We start from the raw sequence: 24,708 nt of genomic DNA on the forward strand, positions 1-24,708 counted from the left end.
GTTGTCGCGCTCTCGCTATAGCAGATTGACAAAATGGCGCGCAGTTTATCACATTTTACGCCGGATCACCGCACCGGCGGCACGGCGAGGAAGCGCACCGCCCGGCGGATATCGCGGGTTCGCGGCGCCGGGGGCAGGCTGGCGAGGAATACCGCGCCGTAGGGGCGCATCACCAGACGGTTATCGCAAATGACCAGCACGCCGCGGTCGTCAATATCGCGGATCAGGCGCCCCACGCCCTGCTTGAGGGTGATCACCGCATCCGGCAGCTGAACCTCGTCGAACGGGTCGCCGCCGCGCAGCCGGCAGTCTTCCATTCGCGCTTTCAGCAGCGGATCGTCGGGAGAGGTAAAGGGGAGCTTATCGATAATCACCAGCGAGAGGGCATCGCCGCGCACGTCGACCCCTTCCCAGAAGCTGCTGGTCGCCACCAGCAGCGCGTTACCGGCGCTGACGAACTGCTGCAGCAGCTGGCCTTTGCTGGTTTCCCCCTGCAGGAGAACCGGCAGCGTCATGGTGGCGCGGAACTGCTCCGCCAGGTCGCGCATCATTGCGTGGGAGGTGCACAGCATAAAGCAGCGCCCGTCGTTAGCCTCAATCAGCGGCTTGAGCATCGCCGCCAGGTGACGCGCCGCGCCGGGCTGATTCGGCAGCGGCAAATTGCGCGGCACGCAGAGCAGCGTCTGGTGAGCATAATCAAACGGGCTGGGCAGCAGCAGCGACTCGGCCTCTTCAATCCCAAGGCGAGTGGTAAAGTGGCGCAGATCGTCATTTACCGACAGCGTTGCCGAGGTGAAAATCCAGCTGCCGGGCTTTTGCGCCATCACTTCTTTAAACTTTTCGGCGACGGTCAGCGGGGTCAAGGCCAGCGTAAAGTGGCGCGAGGTGCACTCATACCAGTAGCTGAAGCCCGGCTGGTTAGTCTCTTTCAGCCGCTTGAGCCGCGCGCGATAGACCGTTGCCCGCTCAAAGGCGGCATCCAGCAGCGCGGAGCGCCCAAGGGAGAGCTTCGCCACGTCGTAACAGAGCTCCAGGGCGTCATCGAGCAGCAGCAGCGCGCGCTGGATATGGCTATCGGCCAGCAGGTCGCGCAGGTTGCCGCGATAGCCGGGGTCCCCGAGCTGCAGGCGAAAATCCTGCGCGCTCTGGGCCAGGCGATCGGCGCATTTTTGCAGCTGCTGGGTATCTTTCAGTTCGGTGCGGTAGGCGATGGTGATGTCTTTCGCCAGGTCCTGCAGCTGGCGGCTGGAGAGCGACTGGCCAAAATACTGGCTGGCGATATCCGGCAGCTGATGTGCTTCATCGAAGATCATCACTTCAGCTTCGGGGATGAGCTCAGCGAAGCCGCTCTCTTTAACCACCATATCGGCGAGGAACAGATGATGGTTGACCACCACCACGTCGGCATCCATCGCCTTTTTACGCGCTTTAACCACGAAGCACTCTTTGTACAGCGGGCAATCGCTGCCAAGGCAGTTGTCGTTGGTGCTGGTGACCAGCGGCCAGGCCTGCGAGTCCTCCGCCACGCTGACGCAGGTGCTGACGTCGCCGTCAATCGTTTGGTTAGACCACGATCGCAGCAGGATGACATCGCTCAGAACCTGCACCGGCAGATCGCCCCCGGCCAGCGCCTGCTGCTCGAGACGCTCCAGGCACAGGTAGTTCGACCGCCCTTTCAGCAGCGCCAGCTTACCGGTAAATTTCAGCGCCGTAGCGACGGTAGGCAGGTCGCGGCTGTAGAGCTGATCCTGCAGCGCCTTCGAGCCGGTGGAGATAATCACCTTTTTGTTGGCCCGCAGCGCGGGCGCCAGGTAGGCGTAGGTTTTACCGGTTCCGGTCCCCGCTTCAACCACCAGAGGCCGCGTTTCCTCAATAGCCTGCGTCACCGCCACCGCCATCAGGCGCTGCGGTTCGCGCGGTTTGAATCCCGGAATCGCGTTGGCCAACTGGCCGTCTGCTGCAAAATCGTCGATCACAATGCCCCCTGGTTATTTGGACAGTGATTATGTCAGGGAGGAGCTCTTTTCACCAGCCCGGGTAGTGACGCGAGCGGAACATTATGGCAGTCTTGCCCCCCGTCAAACGGATATACCCGTCGTCTTTCGGGCGGTTCCCGCGCCGGTTCTGCCGGCAACGCCGCCTGAAATTCATTGGATTGAGAGGAAACTGAAATGACTATTACGCGTATCGATGCGGAAGCCCGCTGGTCTGATGTGGTGATCCACAACCAGACGCTGTACTACACCGGCGTGCCGGCAAATCTCGACGCGGGTGCCGAAGAGCAAACCGCCAATACCCTGGCGCAGATTGACGCGGTGCTTGAGAAACAGGGCAGCAACAAGTCGCGTATTCTCGACGCCACCATTTTCCTTGCGGACAAAAGTGATTTTGCCGCGATGAACAGAGCCTGGGACGCCTGGGTTGTTGCCGGTCACGCGCCGGTTCGCTGCACCGTACAGGCCGCGCTGATGAAAGCAGAATACAAAGTCGAAATTAAAATTATCGCCGCTGTCTGATTACGCGTCGTCGTCTTCGTCTTCATCATCTTCAAAGCGCGCTACAATCCGGTCCCCGGTATGCGTGGCGCGCAGTTCATTGGCCACCAGGCTAATCGCCTCACCGCTGCTCATCCCCTGCGACATCAGCTCCTGGATACGCTCTACTGCTTTTTGCTGCTGCTCGTGGCTCAGCGAAGGTAAACCTGCAAACATATCTGACTCCTGCTACATTGTGGGGCGTAATTATTTCACGCCGTCCCCTTATTAGCCAGCGGGCGGTAACGATCAGGATCGAGGAAGATGTTGTCCCCCGCTATTATTACCCTGCCCTGGCATCCGGATGCCGCCGAGCGCTACTTTGCGCCGATAAGCGCAGCGCCCTGGGCGATGCTGCTGCACTCAGGCTTTGCCGATCATCCGCACAACCGTTTTGATATTATCGTCGCCGAGCCGCGCGCAACGCTGACGACCCGCGGCGGTATCACCACGGTGAATGACCGCCAAACGTTGACGACTTCGGCTGACGATCCGCTAACAATAGTGGCGCAGCAGCTGGCGCAGTGTGGACTCGCGCCGCAGGCCCATCCGCACCTGCCGTTCCTTGGCGGCGCGCTGGGGCTGTTCGGCTACGATCTGGGGCGCCGCTTCGAGAAGCTGCCGTCTCACGCCGACGCCGATATTGCCCTGCCGGATATGGCGGTCGGTATTTACGACTGGGCGCTGATCGTCGATCACCAGCGGCGTGAAGTCTCTCTGCTGAGCTACGACGATCCCCACGCGCGCCTGCGCTGGCTGACGGCACAAGCTGCCCCAGCGGCGGCCCCTTTTAGCCTGACCTCGGCCTGGTGCTCTAACATGAGCCGCGAGCAGTACGGCGAGAAATTTCGCCAGGTACAGGCGTGGCTGCAGAGCGGTGACTGCTACCAGGTCAACCTGGCCCAGCGCTTCCAGGCCCGCTATCAGGGCGACGAGTGGCAGGCATTTTGCCAGCTGAACCGCGCTAACAGAGCCCCGTTCAGCGCCTTTATTCGCCTCGATGACGGCGCGGTGCTGAGCCTCTCTCCGGAGCGTTTTATCCGGCTCCATCAGGGTGAAATCCAGACCCGGCCGATTAAAGGCACCCTACCGCGGCTGGCCGATCCGCAGCAGGACGCCCGCCAGGCAGAAAGGCTGGCTAACTCGCCGAAGGATCGCGCTGAAAATTTGATGATCGTCGATTTGATGCGCAACGATATTGGCCGGGTGGCCGAGCCCGGCAGCGTTCGCGTACCCGAGCTCTTCGTCGTTGAGCCGTTCCCGGCGGTCCACCATCTGGTCAGCACCATTACCGCCAGGCTACCGGCCGATCTTCACGCCAGCGACCTGCTGCGCGCGGCGTTTCCCGGCGGCTCCATTACCGGCGCCCCCAAGGTGCGCGCGATGCAAATTATCGATAGCCTGGAGCCGCAGCGGCGCAACGCGTGGTGCGGCAGCATCGGCTATCTCAGCCTGTGCGGGAATATGGACACCAGCATTACGATCCGCACGCTGACGGCGTGGCAGGGGCAGCTATACTGCTCTGCGGGCGGCGGGATTGTCGCAGATAGCGAAGAAGACGCTGAATACCAGGAAACCTTTGATAAAGTTAACCGCATTCTGCACCAACTGGAGAGTTAAGATATGGCGGATAGCGCCTTTGAGCTGGACGACTTTCTTTCGCGCTTTCAATTACTGCGCCCGCAGCCTTCGCAAGGCGCCCTCAATCAGCGCCAGGCCGCGGTGCTGGTACCGATTGTCCGTCGCCCGCAGCCGGGGCTGCTGCTTACCCAGCGCTCGCCGCGGATGCGTAAGCACGCCGGCCAGGTGGCCTTCCCGGGCGGTGCGGTCGATAACAGCGACGCGTCGCTGATTGCCGCCGCGCTCCGCGAGGCGCAGGAAGAGGTGGCTATTCCCCCTGAACAGGTGGAAATCATCGGCGTTCTGCCGCCGGTGGATAGCGTGACCGGCTTTCAGGTCACCCCGGTCGTGGGGATCATTCCGCCAAACCTGCGCTATCACGCCAGCCAGGATGAGGTGGCGGCGGTCTTTGAAATGCCGCTGGCCGAAGCGCTGCGCCTGGGCCGCTATCATCCTCTGGATGTTCATCGCCGCGGCAACTCGCATCGGGTCTGGCTTTCCTGGTATCAGCATTATTTTGTCTGGGGAATGACCGCGGGGATTATCCGCGAGCTGGCCCTGCAAATCGGCGTCAAGCCCTGACGCCTTAATCGACTTTGCGCAGCCCTCCTTGCGGCAGCGTTCCCTCACCGAACTCCCCCGCACAGCCCTTTGCGACCCCTTCTTGCGGCTCCCCCGTCGGGCCCGTTATTTAGGGTATATACTTAAATATGACGGCGCTCTCAACATTAGTAAATTGATGGTTATCCATTAGTTTAATTCATGTGAATAGTTAAGCTGATGCTACGGTTCCCTCTTACACTATGCGCAGTTATCACATCGTTGCCGCAGCCGCGGCAACCCTGTACTGGAGTGTTATGGTGATTAGTATATTCGACATGTTCAAGGTGGGGATTGGTCCCTCATCTTCCCATACTGTAGGGCCGATGAAGGCCGGTAAACAGTTCGTCGATGACCTGGTCGAAAAGGGACTACTTAGTGACGTGACGCGCGTGGCGGTTGACGTCTACGGCTCGCTGTCATTAACCGGCAAAGGCCACCACACGGACATCGCCATTATCATGGGGCTGGCGGGCAATCAGCCCGATACGGTCGACATTGACGCGATTCCGGCATTTATTCGCGACGTAGAAGCGCGCGGACGCCTGCTGCTGGCGCAAGGGCAGCAGGAAGTCGATTTCCCGCAGGATGATGGCATGCGTTTTCGCAGCGACAACCTGCCGCTGCACGAGAACGGGATGACGATTCATGCCTGGGCCGGTGACAAAGAAATCTACAGCAAAACTTACTACTCCATCGGCGGCGGTTTTATCGTCGACGAAGAGCATTTCGGCAAAGAAGATGCGGGCGAGCTCAGCGTTCCTTACCCGTTTAAATCGGCGCAGGAGATGCTGGGCTACTGCAAAGAGACCGGACTGTCGCTCTCCGGAATGGTGATGCAGAACGAACTGGCGCTGCACGACAAAAAAGAGATTGAAGACTATTTTGCCAACGTCTGGCAGACCATGCGCGCCTGTATCGATCGCGGCATGAATACCGAAGGGGTACTGCCAGGGCCGCTGCGCGTACCGCGTCGCGCCTCTGCGCTGCGCCGTCTGCTGGTCGCCAGCGATAAGCTCTCCAGCGACCCGATGAACGTCATTGACTGGGTGAACATGTTTGCCCTCGCCGTCAACGAAGAGAACGCCGCCGGCGGCCGCGTGGTTACGGCCCCGACCAACGGCGCCTGCGGGATTGTGCCCGCGGTGCTGGCCTACTACGACCATTTTATTGAATCGGTCAGCCCTGATATCTACATTCGCTACTTTATGGCGTCCGGCGCCGTGGGCGCGCTGTACAAGATGAATGCTTCTATTTCAGGCGCGGAAGTGGGCTGTCAGGGCGAGGTTGGCGTAGCGTGCTCGATGGCCGCCGCCGGTCTTGCAGAGCTGCTCGGCGCCAGCCCGGAGCAGGTGTGCGTGGCGGCAGAGATCGGCATGGAGCACAATCTTGGCCTGACCTGCGATCCCGTCGCCGGCCAGGTCCAGGTGCCGTGCATCGAACGCAACGCCATCGCATCGGTTAAAGCGATTAACGCCGCGCGAATGGCGATGCGCCGTACCAGCGAACCGCGCGTCTCCCTCGATAAAGTTATCGAGACGATGTACGAAACCGGCAAGGATATGAACGCCAAATATCGCGAGACTTCCCGCGGCGGTCTGGCCATCAAAGTACAGTGTGACTAAACCATCGCAAACGAAATGCGCCCTAAGCGGCGCATTTTTCTTCTGCTATTCATTTACACCCACTACACTTACTGTCTGACGATTGTTATTCTGACCGATACTCAGAGTCGACAGGGTGTCGCGCATGCAGACTGCACATAAGGTCATCACGACATACCGCCGCAAACGTATGGTCGTCTGTTTGATTGTTGCGTTATTAACGTTAACAACCACGCTGGTTATCCGATTTATTTCACAGCGTAGCCTAAATCAGCAGCGGATCCAGACCGTCACCGGCCAGATGGTGCTGGCGATGGATAAAATTCTTCTCCCGCTTGAAAACCAGCACACCTCGCTGCTCAGTTTCGTCGGCCAGCCGTGCCGGGATATTCACCTGCCTCTACGCAAGCTGGCGGCCACGCTGCAGACGGTGCGCACCATCGCGCTGGTGAAATCCAGTATTCTTTACTGCTCGAGTATTTATGGCGAACGCAATGTTAACGTTCATCAGCGACAGCCAATGCTGCCGAGCAATCACTCCATTCTGGTATTCTCCACCGACGGGTCGCTGCTGGTCGGCTCACCGGTATTAATTCGCTGGTATCCGGTATCCCCCAGCGGCGCCGACGGCGTCATGCTGATGATTAACATTGAGCTGCTGGGGGAGTTAATTCTCAACGCGAAATCACCGCTGATTACCGGTATTGGGCTGCAGGTGGGAGATAAAAGCTTTATTAACGGCCTTGGTCTGGTGGATCGCGACGCCATTCCCGGCGAGCGCATTATCTATCGCCAGAGCTCTTCGCAGTTTCCCTTTACCATCAACGTCAGCGGCCCGGGCGCCTCGGCCATCGCCCTCAACGACCTGCCCGCCGAGCTGCCGCTGGCGCTGATCCTTACGCTGTTGATGACCGGCATTGCCTGGCTCATCACCGCCGGCAGGCTCAGCTTCTCCCGCGAAATCAGTCTCGGAATAGCTTCTCGCGAGTTCGAGCTTTGGTGCCAGCCGCTGGAGGATGCGCGCAGCCAAAGGTGTTGCGGAGTCGAGATCCTGCTGCGCTGGAACAATCCGCGTCGCGGGAGAATTTCTCCCGACGTTTTTATTCCCATTGCCGAGGGTTACAATCTTATCGTTCCCCTCACCCGCTACGTCATCGCGGAGACCGCGCGCCAGCTCAACCTCTTCCCCCAGGACAAAGGTTTCCATATTTCAATCAACGTCGCCGCCCGCCACTTTGCTAACGGCGAGCTGCTGCGCGATCTGCATCACTACTGGTTTAGCGCCCATCCCATCCAGCAGCTGGTGGTGGAGTTGACGGAGCGTGACGTGCTGCAGGATGGCGATCGTCATATGGCCGAACACCTGCATTACAAAGGCGTGCAGCTGGCAATCGATGATTTCGGCACCGGCAACAGCTCGCTGTCATGGCTGAAAAAACTGCGCCCCGATATCTTAAAAATTGATAAGTCCTACACCAGCGCTATCGGCATCGACAGCGTAAATTCGACGGTAACGGATATGATTATTGCCCTCGCGCATCGCCTGGAAATTGTCACTATCGCGGAAGGCGTTGAAACACAGGAGCAGGCGGAGTATCTGCGTGACCACGGCGTCGATATCCTGCAGGGGTTTCGCTACGCCCGGCCGATGCCGATCAACGAATTCCCGCAATGGCTGGCGATGCACAACCTGACAACGGTGGGGGCAAAGAATAGCGAATAGCCTGCCGGCTCCTTACGGAGGCCGGCAGGTCGGCGGGATTACTCTTCTTCGTCGTGCTCGTGGCGCGTTTTGACGACGCGGACCAGATCGACGCGGTAGTTATTAGCCTCAACGATAGTGAACTGCAGCGGCGCCAGCTCAACGACGTCGCCGGTGCGCGGGATATGGCCGTTGACGGCGATAACCAGCCCGGCAACCGTCGCAATATCCTCTTCTTCGTTGACGATATCATCCAGCCCCAGCGTCTGCTGCAGCGCGTGGAGATCGGTCGAGCCCTTGATCAGCCAGCCGTCGCCATCGGCAACAATCTCCGGCGTCTCATCGGCGTCCGGGAACTCGCCGGCAATCGCCTCCAGCACGTCCAGCGGCGTCACCAGCCCCTGCACCACGCCGAACTCGTTGGTGACAATAACGAAGCTGCCGCGGGCCCTGCGCAGAACGCCCAGCAGATTGATCGGGTCCAGGGTTTCCGGAACCACAATCGCCGGCGACGCCGAAGCGAGCGCCGCCACGTTCTCACCGGCCTCCAGGGCCACCAGCATCTCTTTGGCACGAACGATACCGATGATCTCATCCAGCTCGCCCCGGCACACCGGGAACAGGCTGTGCGGGGAAGAGAGCAGCTGGCGGCGAATCTCATCTTCGCTCTGCTCAGCGTCAACCCAGCTGATTTCACCGCGCGGCGTCATGATGCCGCGCAGCGAGCGCTGGGCAAGCGTCAGCACGCCGTTAATCATGTAGCGCTCTTCTTCGGCAAACTCGCCTTCCGGCACCGGTACCGCAGAAGGCATGTCGCCATCGTGCGTGACCTGATGCTGCTTGCGGCTGCCCATCAGGCGCAGGATCGCATCGGCGGTTCGCGCGCGCAGCGGCAGCGTCGACTGATGGCGGATAAAGTTACGGCGCGCCACCTGGTTGAAGAACTCGATGGTTATCGAGAAGCCAATCGCGGCGTACAGGTAGCCTTTCGGTATATGGAAACCAAAGCCTTCAGCCACCAGGCTCAGGCCAATCATCAACAGGAAGCTAAGGCACAGCACCACCACCGTCGGATGCTGGTTCACGAAGCGGGTCAGCGGCTTCGAGGCCAGCAGCATCACGGCCATCGCAATCACCACCGCCGCCATCATCACCGGGAGATGGTTCACCATACCCACGGCGGTAATCACGGCATCCAGCGAGAACACGGCATCAAGCACGACGATCTGCAGTACCACCACCCAGAAGCTGGCGTAACCTTTACCATGACCGGCATCATGCTGGCGGTTTTCCAGCCGCTCGTGTAGCTCGGTCGTCGCCTTGAACAGCAGGAATATCCCCCCCAGCAGCATAATAAGATCGCGCCCGGAGAAGGAAAAATCAGCGATGCTGAACAGCGGTTTGGTTAAGGTCACCATCCACGAAATAACCGACAGCAGCCCCAGACGCATGAACAGCGCCAGCGACAGGCCAATCAGACGTGCTTTATCACGCTGCTTTGGCGGCAGTTTATCTGCAAGGATGGCGATAAATACCAGGTTGTCGATACCGAGCACGATCTCGAGGACGACCAGCGTCAACAAGCCGACCCAAATAGAGGGATCCATTAAGAATTCCATGAGTTGCTCCAGTTAACGACGGACGTAGTCATCGCTATGTCATGCACAGGCGAGACAATTGTTGCTGGTAAAAAAGCGTAGCAGGTAGCGGTGGCAGACTGGTGCCAAAAGGTGAAAAGACGTCGATGAGGGTCCATACAGCGGGCTATGCCCTATACTCCTGAGTAGTTAAACGGAAGCTAAACATAGCAAAAAACAGAACCGGATTGGAAAAAAATTTACCTGTTTTTGCAATAGCTAAGGCTATTTTTTGCGCCGCGAAATTATTATTCGTAGATGCGTGATTAACGGATCTTCATCACATTAATTATTTTTTCACTATCTAAAATAATTCGCTGTAGTGATTATTTTAGATCTTACACCCTTACTGAATCGATTTTGTTCGCAAGAGTGATTCAGGATGTATCACAACAGATGATGCATTCACCATAATAAAGGAGGTAGCAAGTGACGATTGCTATTGTAATAGGCACACATGGTTGGGCTGCAGAACAGCTGCTGAAGACGGCAGAAATGCTGTTGGGCGAGCAGGAAAACGTTGGCTGGATTGATTTCGTTCCCGGTGAAAACGCCGAAACGCTGATCGAGAAGTACAACGCACAGCTGGCGAAGCTGGACACGACTAAAGGCGTGTTGTTTCTCGTCGATACGTGGGGAGGCAGCCCGTTCAACGCGGCGAGCCGCATTGTCGTCGATAAAGAACACTACGAAGTCATCGCCGGCGTTAACATTCCCATGCTGGTTGAAACGCTGATGGCCCGTGACGACGATCCGTCGTTCGACGAGCTGGTGGCGTTAGCGGTGGAAACCGGTCGTGAAGGCGTTAAGGCGCTGAAAGCAAAAGCGGTAGAAAAAGCGGCTCCGGCTCCCGTTCAGGCGGCAGCGCCGCGAGCGGCAACCCCAGCTAAACCGATGGGTCCAAACGATTACATGGTTATCGGCCTGGCGCGTATCGACGATCGTCTTATCCACGGACAGGTCGCGACCCGCTGGACCAAAGAAACCAACGTCACCCGTATTATTGTCGTCAGCGATGAAGTCGCCGCCGATACCGTACGCAAAACGTTGCTGACTCAGGTTGCACCTCCGGGCGTCACCGCCCACGTTGTCGATGTGGCTAAAATGATCCGCGTCTACAACAACCCCAAATACGCCGGCGAGCGCATTATGCTGCTGTTCACTAACCCCACTGACGTTGAGCGCGTTGTTGAAGGTGGCGTGAATATCACCACCGTTAACATCGGCGGCATGGCTTTCCGCCAGGGCAAAACGCAGGTGAACAACGCGATTTCGGTCGATGAGAAAGATATTGAAGCGTTCAAGAAGCTGAACGCCCGCGGTATCGAACTGGAAGCACGCAAAGTTTCCACCGACCAGAAACTGAAAATGATGGACCTGATCGCCAAGGTTAATAAATAACCCTGCGCTCGCGCCTGACTTTTCAACTTAAGACTTAATCAACAGGAGAAGTACAATGGAGATTACCCTTCTTCAGATTGTGCTGGTGTTCATCGTCGCGTGTATTGCGGGTATGGAGTCGGTACTTGATGAATTTCAGTTCCACCGTCCTCTGGTGGCCTGTACGCTGATTGGCGCCGTTCTCGGGGATATGAAAACCGGTATTATCATCGGTGGTACCCTGGAAATGATCGCCCTGGGCTGGATGAACATCGGTGCCGCCGTAGCGCCGGATGCCGCCCTGGCGTCCATCATCTCGACCGTTCTGGTTATCGCGGGCCACCAAAGCATTGGTGCCGGTATCGCGCTGGCTATCCCGCTGGCAGCAGCAGGCCAGGTTCTGACCATTATCGTTCGTACGATCACCGTTGCCTTCCAGCACGCTGCGGATAAAGCAGCGGATAGCGGAAACCTGACGGCCATTTCCTGGCTTCACGTTTCGTCTCTGTTCCTGCAGGCCATGCGTATCGCTATCCCGGCTGTTATCGTCGCTATCTCCGTCGGTACCAGTGAAGTCCAGGGTCTGCTGAACGCCATTCCGGAAGTGGTCACCGGCGGTCTGAACATCGCAGGTGGCATGATCGTAGTCGTTGGTTACGCGATGGTCATCAACATGATGCGCGCAGGCTATCTGATGCCGTTCTTCTACCTCGGCTTCGTTACCGCTGCATTCACCGACTTCAACCTGGTTGCTCTGGGCGTGATTGGTACCGTAATGGCCATCCTCTACATCCAGCTGAGCCCGAAATACAACCGCGTAGCGGGTGCGCCAGCGCAGGCTGCTGGTAATAACGATCTCGATAACGAACTGGACTAACAGGTGAGCGAAATGGTTGATATGACTAAAAATACCACCGAGAAAAAACTCACTCAGAGTGATATTCGTGGCGTGTTCATTCGTTCTAACCTGTTCCAGGGTTCATGGAACTTCGAACGTATGCAGGCGCTGGGCTTCTGCTTCTCTATGGTGCCGGCAATTCGTCGCCTGTACCCGGAGAATAACGATGCGCGTAAACAGGCGATTAAGCGTCACCTTGAGTTCTTTAACACTCACCCTTACGTTGCGGCGCCGGTTCTCGGCGTAACGCTGGCGATGGAAGAGCAGCGTGCTAACGGCGCGGAGATCGACGATGGTGCCATCAACGGTATCAAAGTCGGCCTGATGGGTCCGCTGGCAGGCGTAGGCGACCCGATCTTCTGGGGTACCGTGCGTCCGGTATTCGCGGCGCTGGGCGCCGGTATCGCGATGAGCGGCAGCCTGCTTGGTCCTCTGCTGTTCTTTATCCTGTTTAACGCGGTACGCCTGCTGACCCGTTACTACGGCGTCGCGTACGGTTACCGTAAAGGTATCGACATCGTTAAAGATATGGGCGGCGGCTTCCTGCAGAAACTGACCGAGGGGGCATCGATTCTCGGCCTGTTTGTCATGGGGGCACTGGTTAACAAGTGGACGCACGTGAACATCCCGCTGGTGGTATCCACCATCACCGGTCAGGATGGCCAGACTCGCGTGACTACCGTGCAGACTATTCTTGACCAGCTGATGCCGGGTCTGGTGCCTCTGCTGCTGACCTTCGCCTGTATGTGGCTGCTGCGTAAGAAAGTTAACGCCCTGTGGATCATCGTTGGCTTCTTCGTCATCGGTATCGTTGGCTACGCCATCGGCCTGCTGGGGCTGTAATTATCCTGCTGTACGCCGGGGGCCTGCCCCCGGCTTTTTTTTTAGCTTTTGTTCGGAGGATGGATGACTCTCACGGATCTGGTGCTGGTTCTGTTTATTTTGCTTCTGCTGGCATTTGCGATTTATGACCAGTTTATTATGCCGCGCCGCAACGGCCCGCAGCTGCTGGCCGTTCCCCTGCTCCGCCGCAGCCGCGTTGACGGGATAATCTTCGTCGGTCTCACCGCCATCCTGATTTATAACAACATTGTTAGCCACGGCGCGCTCATCACCACCTGGTTGTTATCTGCTCTGGCATTAATGGGACTCTACCTGTTCTGGATCCGCACGCCAAAGATCATCTTCAAACCGGCTGGCTTTTTCTTCGCCAATATCTGGATTGAATATAAGCGTATTAAAGAGATGAATTTATCGGAAGACGGCGTGCTGGTGATGCAATTAGAGCAAAGACGCTTGCTTATTCGCGTACGAAATATCGACGATCTGGAAAAAATATACAAACTTCTCGTTTCCACTCAATAAGTTAAAAATATAGCCTGCGCTATATTTCAGCCCATTTCGGCAGAGGGACATATAGCCATTGCTATATTCCCTCTGGCCACTTCTCTCATATTTATTAACCAATTGTTGACACCTAAATTCAAATGAAAATCGTTATCATTTGGTTATTGAAATATCTAAATGGTGTTATTGTTTTATATTCTAAAAATATGTTAAGGTTGCGCCCGTCGTTGGGGAGTAGCCGATCTTCTGTCCGCCAGGCCAGAAGATGTACGTGTCAACATACTCGTTGCAAAACGTGGCACGTACGGGTTGAAGAACGCATTCAATCAGGCGAGACCATAGGCACATCACTGCAGTGCGCAATATATAATCATTAGAGTTATTGCGTATATTTACTGGGGGCAGCGATGTGTCATATGGAATATCCCCGGTCAGGACGCACTCATGAACTTATCCGCAACGATTCTTCTGGCCTTTGGCATGTCCATGGACGCCTTCGCCGCCTCTATCGGTAAGGGTGCAACTCTCCACAAACCTAAATTTTCCGAAGCGTTACGCACCGGGCTTATCTTCGGCGCGATTGAAACGCTGACCCCGCTTGTCGGCTGGGGAATGGGGATGCTTGCCAGCCAGTTCATCCTCGAGTGGAATCACTGGATTGCCTTTGTGCTGCTGGTTTTCCTCGGAGGCCGAATGGTCATTGAAGGATTTCGCGGCGGCGCCGGCGACGAGTGCGAAGCGCCCCATCGTCACGGCTTTTGGCTGCTGGTCACCACCGCCATTGCCACCAGCCTTGACGCCATGGCCGTTGGCGTCGGTCTGGCATTCCTGCAGGTGAACATCATTGCCACCGCGCTGGCGATTGGCTGCGCGACGCTGGTGATGTCAACGCTGGGTATTATGCTGGGACGGTTTATCGGCCCGCTGCTTGGCAAACGGGCTGAAATTCTCGGCGGGATTGTGCTTATCGGTATCGGGACAGAAATTCTCTGGAGCCACTTCGCCGGTTAGCGATCAGGCATCACGCTGCCAGCAGTGGATCATAAAATCGGTCTGGCAGCCGAATCGCGCCTGCTGACGCAGCGTTTCACGCACCGGTGGTTTCGCCCGCCATGCAAACGGCGTCATCTGCAGCAGCGCCTCGGCCTCACTCCCGCTTAGCGTCATGGGATACGCCAGCTGCTGCTCATGGCGCAGGGTAAAACCGGTCATCTCTTCCGTATTCTGCTCGTGCAGATGCACCTCGTCGTAAATCAGGCCTTTCAGCTCAAGCAGATGCTTTGGACCCGGCGTCGCGGTAACCACCCAGCCCCCGGGTCTGACCACCCGCGCCAGCTCGAGCGCGTTGCAGGGCGCGTAGATCCGCACCACCGCATCAAAGCTGGCATCAGCAAACGGCAGACGCTGGCTGGAAGCGACGCAGAAATTCACCTGCGGATAGCGTTTGGCCGCCGCGCGAACCGCTGATTTAGAGACGTCGAGGCCCCAGCAGCGGGCTGAAATAGCGGCAAACGCGTGGGTGTAGTAACCCTCGCCACAGCCGATGTCCAGCAGGTCGGCTGGCGCACAGGTCTGCAGAAACTCGCCGATCGCATCACGCAGCGGCTGGTAGTGGCCGGCATCGAGAAAGGCGCGTCGCGCCTGCATCATCTCCGCACTGTCGCCCGGATCGCGCGAGCGTTTGAACTGCACCGGCAGCAGGTTAACGTATCCCTCCTTCGCTAAATCAAACTGGTGCCGCTGCGGGCAGATATAGCTATTTTCGCGGCGCTCAAGCGGCGCGTGGCAAAGGGGGCAACTGTAAGACATGACAACTCCGGTGTCGCTGAAAGAGCGAAAGTGTAGCGTTATTCGCTCTTTCAGACCACTGTTACAGCGCCGGAGGCAGGCTCTCGTCGTTATGCATAACGATGAGATTGTCCGAGCCCGCCGGCATTCCGTCCGGCATGACGTTTTCGAGACGCAGCACGTCGCCCATTATCTGGCTAAATACCGGCGCCGAAACAGCCCCGCCGTAATAAGAGCCGTTGCTGGGGTCGTTGATCACCACCACCAGCGCAAACTGCGGGTTGCTGGCCGGCGCCACGCCCGCGGTATAGGCAACATATTTATCGATGTACTTGCCGTCCGGGCCAATTTTTTTCGCGGTCCCGGTTTTTACCGCAATCCGATAGTCGCGGACGGCCGCTTTTGTCCCGCCGCCGCCCGGCAACGCCACGCTCTCCATCATATGCTCTACCTCATGAACGATCTGTTCCGGCATCACTCGCGTGCCGATAACCGGCGGATCGATGCGGGTAATCGACAGCGGCCGCTCGATGCCGAAGCCGCCGATGGTGGCGTAGACATGCGCCAGCTGCAGCGGGGTGACCATCAGGCCGTAGCCAAAAGAGAACGTCGCGCGATCCAGCTGGCCCCAGTAGCGGCGCTGGGGCATCAGCCCCGCGCTTTCCCCGGTGAGCCCGAGGCCCGTAGGGTCGCCAAAGCCAAAGGCCTTATAGGTGTCGATCAGGTGCTGGACCGGCATAGCCAGAGACAGGTGCGAGACGCCGACATCGCTGGATTTTTGCAGAATGCCGGTGAGGGTCAGCTCCGGGTAGTAGCCGACATCGCGAATGCGGTGACCGTCAAGAACGAAAGGATGGGTATCTACCACGCTGTCAGGCTGCACAATCCCCTGCTGTAGCGCCGTCATCAGCACCAGCGGCTTCACCGTCGAGCCCGGCTCAAAGGTATCGCTGATGGCGCGATTACGGAAATCATCTAGCCGGGCGTTATCGCGATTATTGGGGTTAAAGTCCGGATAGCTGGCCATCGACAGGATTTCGCCGGTATCAATCTTAATGAGCACCGCCGCTCCGGACTCAGCCTTGTTCCAGCTGACCGCATTATCCAGCGCATCCTCAGTGACCGTCTGCAGCCGCTCGTCGATACTCAGCTGTAAATTGTGCGCCGGAACCGCCGCCACCTCGGTGATATTTTCAATCACGTGGCCATGGCGATCTTTACGCACCAGCCGACGTCCGGCCTTTCCGGTGAGCTGGGCGTTGAAGCTTTTCTCAACCCCTTCAATTCCCTGATTATCGATATTGGTAAAACCAAGCAGGTTGGCCGCAACGTGGCCCGCCGGATAAAAGCGTCGGGATTCATCGCGCAGGTTAATCCCCGGCAGATGCAGCTTATCGATCCACTCGGCCTGCTCCGGGTTAACCTGGCGCGCCAGATAGACAAAGCGCATGTGAGGGTGAGCCTGAACCCGTTTCGCCAGGTCGCCCAGGTTAAGGTGCAGCGCTTCCGCCATTGCCTGCCAGCGTGGTCCATAGCCGACGCCCCCTTTCTCGACGATCGTTTGCGGGTCGGCCCAGATAGCGCTAACCGGTACGCTGACCGCCAGCGGGCGATTCTCGCGGTCGCTTATCATCCCGCGCTGAACGTCGATAGGCTCTTCGCGCAGCGAACGCATATCCTCTTGCTTAACCAGATTATCGGGGGAGACAATCTGCAGCCATCCCACCCGGCCTAGAAGCAGCCCAAGGCAGCTGAGGATCGCTGCACACAGTAGCCCAAAGCGAATCGGGGTGAAATTCGCGCCTGTCTTAGTTTTGTTCTTTTGCACCGTAGCTCCAGCATTATTTTGCAACCCTCTGATTTAACAGAAAATCGACAAAACAGGATGCGAAACAGTGCTAATAAAGGTGTTGTTTTGCAACAAAGCGCAACGGAGGGGGAAAATCGGAAATGTTTTGCAATAAATGCTAAAAAGCCCCGCAGAGGCGAGGCTTTCTTTACAAGCTGAGTGGTCTTGAATCAGATAGCAGTTACGTTAACTGCTGCCGGACCTTTCTGGCCGTCCTGAATTTCGAACTCAACGTTCTGGCCTTCAGCCAGAGTTTTGAAGCCATTACCCTGGATGGCGGAGAAGTGTACGAACACGTCTTTACTGCCATCAGCCGGAGTAATAAAGCCAAAACCTTTAGACTCGTTGAACCACTTAACTTGACCTTTAATCTTTGCCATTTGCAAAATTCCTTAGACTGTTTTCTTCGCCCGTAGGCGCTTACATAGATAAAACTGACACACTACTGCATGAGGCACTAATATAAGGTTCGGCAGAGAAGCGGTATTCAACGACAACGTGTTTACTCAGGACTTCTTTACTGAAAATGCCACACATAAACAGAACTGTACCTCGTTTAACCCGAAAGGTGTTATCACATACAACGTTAATAATGGCAAGCCATTTTTAAACGGCTCTCGATCCTTCGCACAAAATATAAGGGAATCATTTGACCAACTGCACGTTTATGCGCCTTTTCTCGCCCGCCGTTAATGCCGGGGCGCGCGGCAAACATCCCATTATGCATGGATGAGAGCTGCAACTTTTTCACCGTAGCTCAACAACTTCGCTCCGTCCAGCCCGCCAGGCATGCACCCTGCCAATTTTAAGGGGTTACGTCCAGGTCGCTGCATAACGATGCGCATAAACGCGCATATTGATAGTTGAAAATTGGCTTAGGCCGAGAATATGCAGGGTTAATTAAATCCTGTTAGCCACGCGATAAATAGTGTTTACATTGCATCTTAATAATGAATTTTCGATGACACACACTTTCATCATGCAATTAAATCACGATGTTATTATTTTATTTGAATAGCTCAAAAATCCATAGCTTATTGGATAAAATTGCGATCGCTAACACATTAAGTGACATAAGAAATGTGGCAATAAGCACGGAAGGATAAGAATAAGTTATTGCGTAAGGCGATGAGGCAGGCGTACACCAGTGCGGTGTACACCCGTTTAGCAGCTACCGTTCAGCGACGAGACGGATAAAGTCGTCGTCGTCCTTCCCCTTCTCAACGGCTGAAGGTTCGGCAGCCTCTTCCTTCTCAGGTTCATTGGCTTCGCAGAGCCGACGCAGCAGCGCGTTTTGGCGCTTTTGCTGATCCAGCAGAGCCTGCAGCAGCGCAATCTGCTCGTTGGCGCGCGAACTTGCGCGATTAACAAAAAACCATAACAACAGGCCGACAAGCAACAGCACAATGGAAAGCGCCAGCGATGCCAGATTTACGATCCCAGGACTTAGTAACTCACTCATTTCACCACCTCAAAGAGAAGGCGTTTATTCTACCACCCGCGCAGCAGAAGAAAATCAGTCGTAATAAAAATGTCTTACCAGGGGATGAATTTGTTGATGGTGCAGATGCCGCTGAAAAACTGCACATCCTGATCGCACATTACGTTAAGCATCTGAGTCCACAGCAACAAACAGCCCGCTATGACAACAATCAGCAAAACCCAGCGTAATTTTTTCACTCCACACTCCGCATCAATACCAGATGTTGCCAGGATAGCACGCTCATCTTAAACCGCGGCTAACTGTAATACGAAACGCAAGTTTCAGAATCATAGACTTGTTTCAACTCGTGTACCTGTCAAAATAAACGCCGAGGATAATACAAATTATGAGGCAACAATGCGATTGATCATTCGTACGATTGTAGTACTGGCTATCTTATGGATTGGCGTATTATTAAGCGGCTACGGCATGTTGATTGGCAGCAATGAGAACGCAGCGGGGCTGGGCCTCCAGTGTAAATATCTGACCGCTCGCGGTACCACAACCGTGCAGTACGTTCATTCTGACAGCGGTATTATTGGTCTGACCGACTGTCCGGTTCTGCGTAAAAGCGAAACCGTTATCGACAAAGGTTAATCCGCTGCGGGCTACAGCAGGAAGCGTCTTCCCGCTGTAGCCCGACGCAGCTAGCGCCCGCGGCTGTCAGAACGGATAGTCGTTATAGCCCATCTGCTCAGAAATTTTACGCGCCGCGGTGTGCAGCATTTCAACGTATTCATGCAGACGCTCCTCCGAGAAGCGCAGCGTCGGGAAAGAGATACTCAACCCGGCGATCACTACGCCAAAGCGGTCGAAGACCGGTACACCAATGCAGCGTAGCCCCTCTTCCTGCTCTTCGTTGTCTTCGCCATAGCCCTGCTGACGAACGCTGTCCAGAACCTCCAGCAGCTCTTCGGTGCTGGTAATCGTCCGGTCGGTGCTGCGCTTATACTCGACGTCTTCGAGGATCTGCTCCACCTCGGCGCGGTCGCGCCACGCCAGCAGCACTTTGCCGATAGCGGTGCTGTACAGCGGGTTGCGGCGGCCGATGCGAGAATACATGCGCAGGTTGTACATCGAATCGATTTTATGGATGTAGACGATACTGTCTTCGTCCAGCGCACCCAGATGGATAGTCTCTTTCGTCAGGCGCGACAGCTCGCGCATCTGAATATCCGCACTGCGCACCAGATCGACATTCTGCAGCGCGCGCGCGCCCAGCTCGAACAGCTTCAGCGTCAGGGAGTATTTCTCAGACTCCCCTTCCTGGGCAACGTAGCCCAGCGACTTCATGGTCTGCAAAAAGCGATAAACGGTGCTTTTTGACATCATAACGCGCTGAGATAGTTCGGTAATACCAATTTCACGCTCTTCGCCAAGCGCCTGCAGGATGCCAAAAACCTTCAATACTGAAGAGACAGAATCTGGCTGTTTATCCAAATCTGCAACTGCCATTTATCACCTCATCGCAACTGTTTTATAAAAATTAGAACCGGTTTTTATTATAAATTCGCAACCCGATGCCCGCAATCGTTCTTCTGCCCATTCGTTACAAATCTGCGACATACAGCCGAATAATCAATGCTAAAATCATTACCCAGAGAATAGTTACGATAAAGACACAAGCTTAACATGGATAAAAACGTTTCCGATGGTCTGCCCCTGCCGCAGCGTTACGGCGCCATTCTGACCATCGTTTTAGGCATCGCGATGGCGGTACTCGACGGCGCCATTGCCAACGTGGCCCTGCCGACCATCGCCACCGACCTTAACGCTTCGCCCGCCGCCTCAATCTGGATAGTCAACGCTTACCAAATCGCCATCGTCATTGCGCTCCTGCCGCTCTCCTTTCTGGGTGATATGTTCGGCTATCGGCGCATCTATAAAATCGGTTTGCTGGTGTTTACCTTTACCTCACTGGCCTGCGCCCTCTCCCACTCGCTGGAGATGCTGACTCTCGCCCGCGTAGCCCAGGGCCTCGGCGGCGCCGCGCTGATGAGCGTGAATACCGCGCTCATTCGTCTTATCTTCCCGAAGCGCTTCCTCGGACGGGGAATGGGGATCAACTCGTTTGTGGTCGCCGTCTCATCCGCGGCCGGCCCGACGATTGCCGCCGCTATCCTCTCCGTCGCCTCCTGGCAGTGGCTGTTTTTAATCAACATTCCGCTGGGGATTATTTCGCTGACGCTCGCCATACGTTACCTGCCGGCCAACTGCGGGCGCAGCAGGATCACCCGCTTCGATCTCCCCAGCGCTATCATGAATGCGCTGACGTTTGGCCTGCTGATCGTCGCGCTCGGCGGCTTTGCGCAGGGGCAGTCCGGCCAGCTGGTGCTCGCTGAATTGGCGGCTATGCTGATTATCGGGTTCTTCTTCATTCGCCGCCAGCTGCGGATGCCGGTGCCGCTGCTGCCGGTTGATCTGCTGCGTATTCCGCTTTTCTCGCTCTCCATCTGCACCTCAATCTGCTCCTTCTGCGCCCAGATGCTGGCGCTGGTTTCACTGCCCTTCTTCCTGCAGGGGACAATCGGACGCAGCGAGGTCGAGACGGGACTGCTCCTGACACCCTGGCCGCTGGCGACCATGGTGATGGCGCCGCTGGCGGGTTACCTGATTGAGAAAATTCATGCCGGGCTGCTGGGAGCGATCGGTCTGACGGTCATGGCCTGCGGTCTGTTTGGCCTGGCGCTGCTGCCCTCATCGCCGTCCGATCTCGATATTATCTGGCGCATGGCGCTCTGCGGCGCGGGCTTCGGCCTGTTCCAGTCGCCGAATAACCACACTATCGTCTCATCGGCCCCGAGCCACCGCAGCGGAGGGGCCAGCGGAATGCTCGGCACCGCCCGACTGCTGGGACAAAGCACCGGCGCGGCGCTGGTCGCGCTGCTGTTCAATCTGCAGGGTAACGGCGGCACCCATACCGCGCTGCTGCTGGCTGGCGGACTGGCGGTGGTGGCCGCCACCGTGAGCGGCCTGCGCGTCACCCAGCCGCGCCCCGGACAATAGCCCGCCCGATTACGGCACAAAAAAAACCGCAGCCGATTAAGGCTGCGGTTTTTGTTTCTACGCTCTGAAGAAGAGGATTACTTCAGATATTCCCCGCTGCGCAGAGCTTCGATACGTTTATCCAGCGGCGGGTGCGTCATAAACAGCTCGCTCATCGACTTCGCTTTGCCGTTGATGCACAGCGCCATCATGCTGCTGGCTTCCTGCGGCTCGTAGCTGGTTTTCAAACGCTGCAGGGCGGCGATCATTTTCTCGCGACCAACCAGACGGGCAGAGCCCGCGTCCGCATGGAACTCGCGGTAGCGCGAGAACCACATGGTGATGATGCTGGCCAGAATCCCAAACACCAGCTCCAGAACGGTGGCGACGGCAAAGTAAACCAGCGGGTTGCCGTTGCTGCTCTCGCCTTCATCGCGGTTGCCGCTAAGGAATCCTGCGGCAATTTGCGCGATAACGCGCGAGATAAAGATAACGAAGGTGTTCACCACCCCCTGAATCAGGGTCATGGTCACCATATCGCCGTTGGCAATGTGGCTGATTTCATGGGCAATAACGGCTTCCGCCTCGTCACGGCTCATGTTTTGCAGCAGCCCGGTGCTGACGGCAACCAGCGAAGCATCACGGCGTGCGCCGGTGGCAAAGGCGTTAATATCCGGCGCATGGTAGATAGCAACCTGCGGCATGCCGATGCCCGCCTGCTGCGCCTGCTGCGCGACGGTATTCATCAGCCAGCGTTCGGTTTCGTTACGCGGCTGCTCAATGACTTCCCCACCCACCGATTTTAGCGCCATCCATTTCGACATCAGCAGCGAAACGATCGAGCCACCAAAACCAAAAAGCAGCGCCATGATCAGTAGCCCGGTCATGCTGCTTGACTGTATTCCCGTCAGGCTCAGCACCAGCCCGAACACCGCCATAACGGCCAGGTTGGTCAACAGGAAGAGCGCGATTCGCATCATAATTTTCTTCTAACCTCGATTTAACAAAACGCACTATGCGATTACCCATATCGTATGGGTACAACGTTAATTTTCAACCATCCTCCCCCGCTAAGTCACGAGAAAGACACAACTTTACATTTTGTAGCATATCGCTGACATCTGCATAATATATTGACATCGCGCGCGGGGGAATCGAGGTTTTTGACGGCAGGATCGGATAAAAAAAACGGGCACAACATGTGTGCCCGTCGGGTGCTTATTTGCTAACCGGTGGTTCCACCGCCGGCTGGTCTTTCTCCAGATGGGCCAGGTCGCGCGCAATATGGACCGTTTCATCAAGATACGGATCCGGCTCCTGGTAATCCTTCGGCAGATCGTCCAGCTTCTTAAGCTGTGGTTTGCCTTCACGTTTCAGGCGATCGTTAATGCGGGCCAGACGAGTCGCATCATCCTCTTCGTTCTCTTTCTCGCGCTGGGCGTAGTTCAGAGAAACGATATTACGCTTGTCTTTCATTGCGTTATAACGAGCGATGTCCTTCATGATGTACTGGAATTCCGGATCTTTGGCAATCCGCTCATCATGCAGTTTCAGCAACCCGGCGCCGAACGGCGTTAAGTCGCCGGACTTGACGTAGGTGGCTGCATTCACGCTATCCCACGGCAGAGCGTTATCTTCATACTGCTCGCCGGTCTCGCGATCTTCAGTGCCGGTTGGCATCATGATGTCCGGCGTTACGCCCTTACGCTGAGTACTGCCGCCATTAATACGGTAGAACTTCTGGATGGTGTACTGTACGGAACCCAGCGCCGGCCAGTCCGGACGCAGCATCTGATCGTAAATGCGGTTCAGGGAGCGGTACTGCTGCACGGTGCCTTTACCGAAGGTTGGCTCACCGACGATCAGTCCGCGCCCGTAGTCCTGCATCGCCGCGGCGAAGATTTCAGAAGCCGAAGCGCTGAAGCGGTCAACCAGTACAACCAGCGGGCCTTTGTAGTACACGACGCCGTCAGTATCGCTGTCTTCACGCACTTTACCGTTGTTATCACGCACCTGCACTACCGGGCCAGACGGGATAAACAGACCGGAAAGCGATACCGCCTCGGTCAGCGCCCCGCCGCCGTTGCTGCGCAGGTCGATAACGATACTGCTGACGTTCTGTTTTTCCAGCTTCTGCAGCTGAACCTTGACGTCATCCGTCAGGCCAACGTAGAAACCAGGGATATCCAGCACGCCGATTTTTTCTTTACCAACGGTTTTCACCGACATTTTAACCGCGCGATCTTCGAGACGAATTCGCTCGCGGGTTAGCGTGACGATGCGCGTTTTCGCGCCCTTGCCCGCAGGCAGCACTTCAAGACGAACTTTACTGCCCTTCGGCCCTTTGATCAGCGCCACCACGTCGTCAAGACGCCAGCCGATCACGTCAACCATGCCCTTGCCGGCCTGGCCGACGCCGACGATACGGTCGCCAACGCTAATGGACTTGCTCTTCGCCGCCGGGCCACCGGCCACCAGCGAGTTGATCACCGTATAGTCGTCGTCCATCTGCAGCACCGCGCCGATCCCTTCTAACGAAAGGCTCATTTCGGTATTGAACTGCTCGGTATTGCGCGGCGACAGGTAGTTGGTATGCGGGTCGATTTCGCGGGCAAAGGAGGTCATAACCAGCGAGAACACATCTTCACTATTGGTTTGCGCCAGACGGCGAATAGCAAACTTATAGCGGCGGGTCAGCGTTTCGCGGATCTCTTTGTCGTCTTTACCGGCAAGCTTCAGGCTCAGCTGGTCAAACTTCACCTTGGCATCCCACAGCGCGTTCAGCTCAGCCTCGTCTTTCGGCCAGGGCGACTTGCTGCGGTCAAGGTTGAAGTTATCGTTGCCGGTAAAGTCCATCGGACGCTCCAGCACCTTCAATGCGTACTGATAGCGTTCGAAACGCCGCTTCTGTCCCAGGTTATACAGGTCGTAAAAAACGTCCAGTTTTCCGCTGCGCAGCTCGTCGCCGATTTGATTTTTCCTGGCGGCAAACTGGGCAACGTCGCTGGCCAGCAGCACGTTGTGGCTGTAATCCAGCAGGTTCAGATAGCGGTCAAAAATTTTTGCCGAGAAGGCGTTATCGAGATCGAACTGTCGATAGTGCGAACGAGTAAAGCGCGAGGTTACGCGCTCACTCACCGTCGCGTGCTGCGGCTCTTCTTTCAGCACGGGGATTTGATCGGCTCGGGTAATATCATCCACGGCAAACGCATGGCCTGCTATTGCTAGCAGGCCCGCAAGCGCGGTGAGCTTAAAGAATGTGTTCATGCCTGGCCCGGCCT

The 24,708-nt window shown here is 56.5% G+C and carries 23 protein-coding genes, 1 pseudogene and 1 riboswitch; of the genes and pseudogenes, 12 read left to right on the plus strand and 12 right to left on the minus strand.

What is annotated here, in order from left to right; all coding sequences use genetic code 11:
* Window positions 1–65: 65 nt before the first annotated feature.
* Window positions 66–1,976 carry an ATP-dependent DNA helicase gene (locus tag M2416_RS20205; protein WP_259226422.1) on the minus strand — a complete coding sequence of 637 codons (1,911 nt, stop codon included), beginning with the start codon at window positions 1,974–1,976 and terminating at the stop codon, window positions 66–68.
* Between the two features lie 195 nt (window positions 1,977–2,171).
* Between M2416_RS20205 and M2416_RS20210 the strand changes: the two genes are divergently transcribed.
* Entirely contained in the window at window positions 2,172–2,516 is a 345-nt protein-coding gene (locus M2416_RS20210) for a RidA family protein (RefSeq protein ID WP_041146187.1), read from the plus strand.
* On the opposite strand, the gene M2416_RS20215 is transcribed toward M2416_RS20210, so the two are convergent.
* On the minus strand, window positions 2,517–2,711 hold the full coding sequence (locus tag M2416_RS20215) for a YoaH family protein (RefSeq protein WP_076947358.1): 195 nt from the start codon (window positions 2,709–2,711) through the stop codon (window positions 2,517–2,519).
* 87 nt (window positions 2,712–2,798) lie between these two features.
* Between M2416_RS20215 and pabB the strand changes: the two genes are divergently transcribed.
* The 4 genes from pabB to M2416_RS20235 all read left to right on the plus strand — a co-directional run bounded on the left by pabB (window position 2,799) and on the right by M2416_RS20235 (window position 8,081).
* Window positions 2,799–4,154, plus strand: a complete 1,356-nt coding sequence (gene pabB / locus M2416_RS20220) for an aminodeoxychorismate synthase component 1 (RefSeq protein WP_259226423.1) — start codon at window positions 2,799–2,801, stop codon at window positions 4,152–4,154.
* Between the two features lie 3 nt (window positions 4,155–4,157).
* The gene (locus M2416_RS20225; RefSeq protein ID WP_045859150.1) at window positions 4,158–4,736 is read left to right on the plus strand and encodes a CoA pyrophosphatase; all 579 of its coding nucleotides are present in this window, start codon (window positions 4,158–4,160) and stop codon (window positions 4,734–4,736) included.
* Window positions 4,737–5,014: 278 nt separating this feature from the next.
* Window positions 5,015–6,379: an L-serine ammonia-lyase gene (gene sdaA, locus M2416_RS20230; protein ID WP_041147681.1), complete on the plus strand. Its 1,365-nt coding sequence runs from the start codon at window positions 5,015–5,017 to the stop codon at window positions 6,377–6,379.
* Window positions 6,380–6,503: 124 nt separating this feature from the next.
* A complete protein-coding gene (locus tag M2416_RS20235; RefSeq protein ID WP_076947356.1) occupies window positions 6,504–8,081 on the plus strand; it encodes an EAL domain-containing protein in 1,578 nt (525 codons plus the stop codon).
* A gap of 38 nt (window positions 8,082–8,119) precedes the next feature.
* On the opposite strand, the gene yoaE is transcribed toward M2416_RS20235, so the two are convergent.
* Window positions 8,120–9,679: a CNNM family cation transport protein YoaE gene (gene yoaE, locus M2416_RS20240; protein WP_259226424.1), complete on the minus strand. Its 1,560-nt coding sequence runs from the start codon at window positions 9,677–9,679 to the stop codon at window positions 8,120–8,122.
* A gap of 447 nt (window positions 9,680–10,126) precedes the next feature.
* Here yoaE and manX point away from each other — a divergent pair, with 447 nt between their 5' ends.
* The 5 genes from manX (at window position 10,127) to mntP (ending at window position 14,333) form a co-directional block, all read left to right on the plus strand.
* On the plus strand, window positions 10,127–11,098 hold the full coding sequence (manX, locus tag M2416_RS20245; RefSeq protein WP_041146193.1) for a PTS mannose transporter subunit IIAB: 972 nt from the start codon (window positions 10,127–10,129) through the stop codon (window positions 11,096–11,098).
* 55 nt (window positions 11,099–11,153) lie between these two features.
* Window positions 11,154–11,954 carry a PTS mannose/fructose/sorbose transporter subunit IIC gene (locus M2416_RS20250; RefSeq protein WP_041146194.1) on the plus strand — a complete coding sequence of 267 codons (801 nt, stop codon included), beginning with the start codon at window positions 11,154–11,156 and terminating at the stop codon, window positions 11,952–11,954.
* Window positions 11,955–11,966: 12 nt separating this feature from the next.
* Window positions 11,967–12,818, plus strand: a complete 852-nt coding sequence (locus M2416_RS20255) for a PTS mannose transporter subunit IID (protein WP_041146195.1) — start codon at window positions 11,967–11,969, stop codon at window positions 12,816–12,818.
* Between the two features lie 63 nt (window positions 12,819–12,881).
* A complete protein-coding gene (locus M2416_RS20260) occupies window positions 12,882–13,340 on the plus strand; it encodes a DUF986 family protein (RefSeq protein ID WP_076947354.1) in 459 nt (152 codons plus the stop codon).
* 199 nt (window positions 13,341–13,539) lie between these two features.
* A riboswitch (yybP-ykoY riboswitch) is annotated at window positions 13,540–13,650 on the plus strand.
* 116 nt (window positions 13,651–13,766) lie between these two features.
* A complete protein-coding gene (mntP, locus tag M2416_RS20265) occupies window positions 13,767–14,333 on the plus strand; it encodes a manganese efflux pump MntP (protein WP_076947353.1) in 567 nt (188 codons plus the stop codon).
* A gap of 3 nt (window positions 14,334–14,336) precedes the next feature.
* On the opposite strand, the gene rlmA is transcribed toward mntP, so the two are convergent.
* From rlmA to mgrB, 6 genes and pseudogenes are all read right to left on the minus strand, one after another.
* Window positions 14,337–15,131: a 23S rRNA (guanine(745)-N(1))-methyltransferase gene (gene rlmA, locus M2416_RS20270; protein ID WP_076947352.1), complete on the minus strand. Its 795-nt coding sequence runs from the start codon at window positions 15,129–15,131 to the stop codon at window positions 14,337–14,339.
* Between the two features lie 61 nt (window positions 15,132–15,192).
* On the minus strand, window positions 15,193–16,938 hold the full coding sequence (ftsI, locus tag M2416_RS20275) for a peptidoglycan glycosyltransferase FtsI (RefSeq protein ID WP_076947351.1): 1,746 nt from the start codon (window positions 16,936–16,938) through the stop codon (window positions 15,193–15,195).
* A gap of 191 nt (window positions 16,939–17,129) precedes the next feature.
* Window positions 17,130–17,339: a transcription antiterminator/RNA stability regulator CspE gene (cspE, locus tag M2416_RS20280; protein ID WP_001062678.1), complete on the minus strand. Its 210-nt coding sequence runs from the start codon at window positions 17,337–17,339 to the stop codon at window positions 17,130–17,132.
* Window positions 17,340–17,351: 12 nt separating this feature from the next.
* Window positions 17,352–17,496, minus strand: a pseudogene (locus M2416_RS20285) (DUF2627 domain-containing protein).
* A 634-nt stretch (window positions 17,497–18,130) separates the two neighbouring features.
* Entirely contained in the window at window positions 18,131–18,421 is a 291-nt protein-coding gene (locus tag M2416_RS20290; RefSeq protein ID WP_076947350.1) for a YebO family protein, read from the minus strand.
* 74 nt (window positions 18,422–18,495) lie between these two features.
* Complete coding sequence (gene mgrB, locus M2416_RS20295) at window positions 18,496–18,639, minus strand: PhoP/PhoQ regulatory lipoprotein MgrB (protein ID WP_041146201.1); 144 nt, start codon at window positions 18,637–18,639, stop codon at window positions 18,496–18,498.
* Between the two features lie 160 nt (window positions 18,640–18,799).
* On the opposite strand from mgrB, the gene M2416_RS20300 reads away from it, so the two are divergent.
* Window positions 18,800–19,039 carry a YobH family protein gene (locus tag M2416_RS20300; RefSeq protein WP_041146202.1) on the plus strand — a complete coding sequence of 80 codons (240 nt, stop codon included), beginning with the start codon at window positions 18,800–18,802 and terminating at the stop codon, window positions 19,037–19,039.
* Window positions 19,040–19,105: 66 nt separating this feature from the next.
* Here the strand turns inward: M2416_RS20300 and kdgR are convergent, their stop codons facing one another.
* Window positions 19,106–19,897 (minus strand): DNA-binding transcriptional regulator KdgR, encoded by a 792-nt coding sequence (kdgR, locus tag M2416_RS20305; RefSeq protein ID WP_259226425.1) that lies wholly within the window; start codon window positions 19,895–19,897, stop codon window positions 19,106–19,108.
* A 177-nt stretch (window positions 19,898–20,074) separates the two neighbouring features.
* Between kdgR and M2416_RS20310 the strand changes: the two genes are divergently transcribed.
* Complete coding sequence (locus M2416_RS20310) at window positions 20,075–21,448, plus strand: MFS transporter (RefSeq protein ID WP_076947349.1); 1,374 nt, start codon at window positions 20,075–20,077, stop codon at window positions 21,446–21,448.
* 77 nt (window positions 21,449–21,525) lie between these two features.
* Here M2416_RS20310 and htpX read toward each other — a convergent pair whose 3' ends face one another.
* Both htpX and prc read right to left on the minus strand, forming a co-directional pair.
* A complete protein-coding gene (gene htpX / locus M2416_RS20315) occupies window positions 21,526–22,407 on the minus strand; it encodes a protease HtpX (RefSeq protein WP_041146205.1) in 882 nt (293 codons plus the stop codon).
* Window positions 22,408–22,645: 238 nt separating this feature from the next.
* Window positions 22,646–24,694, minus strand: coding sequence for a carboxy terminal-processing peptidase (gene prc, locus M2416_RS20320; protein WP_076947348.1), 2,049 nt, complete (start codon window positions 24,692–24,694; stop codon window positions 22,646–22,648).
* Window positions 24,695–24,708: the final 14 nt, after the last annotated feature.

This window comes from Klebsiella sp. BIGb0132, assembly GCF_024810075.1.
GTDB classification, from domain to species: Bacteria; Pseudomonadota; Gammaproteobacteria; order Enterobacterales; family Enterobacteriaceae; genus Klebsiella; species Klebsiella terrigena.

What these genes read in the sequence shown, in the direction of transcription:
- M2416_RS20210 (WP_041146187.1), top strand. Translation starts at nt 2,172, where the DNA reads ATGACTATTACGCGTATCGATGCGGAAGCCCGCTGGTCTGATGTGGTG.
- M2416_RS20215 (WP_076947358.1), bottom strand. Translation starts at nt 2,711, where the DNA reads ATGTTTGCAGGTTTACCTTCGCTGAGCCACGAGCAGCAGCAAAAAGCA.
- pabB (WP_259226423.1), top strand. Translation starts at nt 2,799, where the DNA reads ATGTTGTCCCCCGCTATTATTACCCTGCCCTGGCATCCGGATGCCGCC.
- M2416_RS20225 (WP_045859150.1), top strand. Translation starts at nt 4,158, where the DNA reads ATGGCGGATAGCGCCTTTGAGCTGGACGACTTTCTTTCGCGCTTTCAA.
- M2416_RS20235 (WP_076947356.1), top strand. Translation starts at nt 6,504, where the DNA reads ATGCAGACTGCACATAAGGTCATCACGACATACCGCCGCAAACGTATG.
- yoaE (WP_259226424.1), bottom strand. Translation starts at nt 9,679, where the DNA reads ATGGAATTCTTAATGGATCCCTCTATTTGGGTCGGCTTGTTGACGCTG.
- M2416_RS20250 (WP_041146194.1), top strand. Translation starts at nt 11,154, where the DNA reads ATGGAGATTACCCTTCTTCAGATTGTGCTGGTGTTCATCGTCGCGTGT.
- M2416_RS20255 (WP_041146195.1), top strand. Translation starts at nt 11,967, where the DNA reads ATGGTTGATATGACTAAAAATACCACCGAGAAAAAACTCACTCAGAGT.
- M2416_RS20260 (WP_076947354.1), top strand. Translation starts at nt 12,882, where the DNA reads ATGACTCTCACGGATCTGGTGCTGGTTCTGTTTATTTTGCTTCTGCTG.
- mntP (WP_076947353.1), top strand. Translation starts at nt 13,767, where the DNA reads ATGAACTTATCCGCAACGATTCTTCTGGCCTTTGGCATGTCCATGGAC.
- rlmA (WP_076947352.1), bottom strand. Translation starts at nt 15,131, where the DNA reads ATGTCTTACAGTTGCCCCCTTTGCCACGCGCCGCTTGAGCGCCGCGAA.
- cspE (WP_001062678.1), bottom strand. Translation starts at nt 17,339, where the DNA reads ATGGCAAAGATTAAAGGTCAAGTTAAGTGGTTCAACGAGTCTAAAGGT.
- M2416_RS20290 (WP_076947350.1), bottom strand. Translation starts at nt 18,421, where the DNA reads ATGAGTGAGTTACTAAGTCCTGGGATCGTAAATCTGGCATCGCTGGCG.
- M2416_RS20300 (WP_041146202.1), top strand. Translation starts at nt 18,800, where the DNA reads ATGCGATTGATCATTCGTACGATTGTAGTACTGGCTATCTTATGGATT.
- kdgR (WP_259226425.1), bottom strand. Translation starts at nt 19,897, where the DNA reads ATGGCAGTTGCAGATTTGGATAAACAGCCAGATTCTGTCTCTTCAGTA.
- M2416_RS20310 (WP_076947349.1), top strand. Translation starts at nt 20,075, where the DNA reads ATGGATAAAAACGTTTCCGATGGTCTGCCCCTGCCGCAGCGTTACGGC.
- htpX (WP_041146205.1), bottom strand. Translation starts at nt 22,407, where the DNA reads ATGATGCGAATCGCGCTCTTCCTGTTGACCAACCTGGCCGTTATGGCG.
- prc (WP_076947348.1), bottom strand. Translation starts at nt 24,694, where the DNA reads ATGAACACATTCTTTAAGCTCACCGCGCTTGCGGGCCTGCTAGCAATA.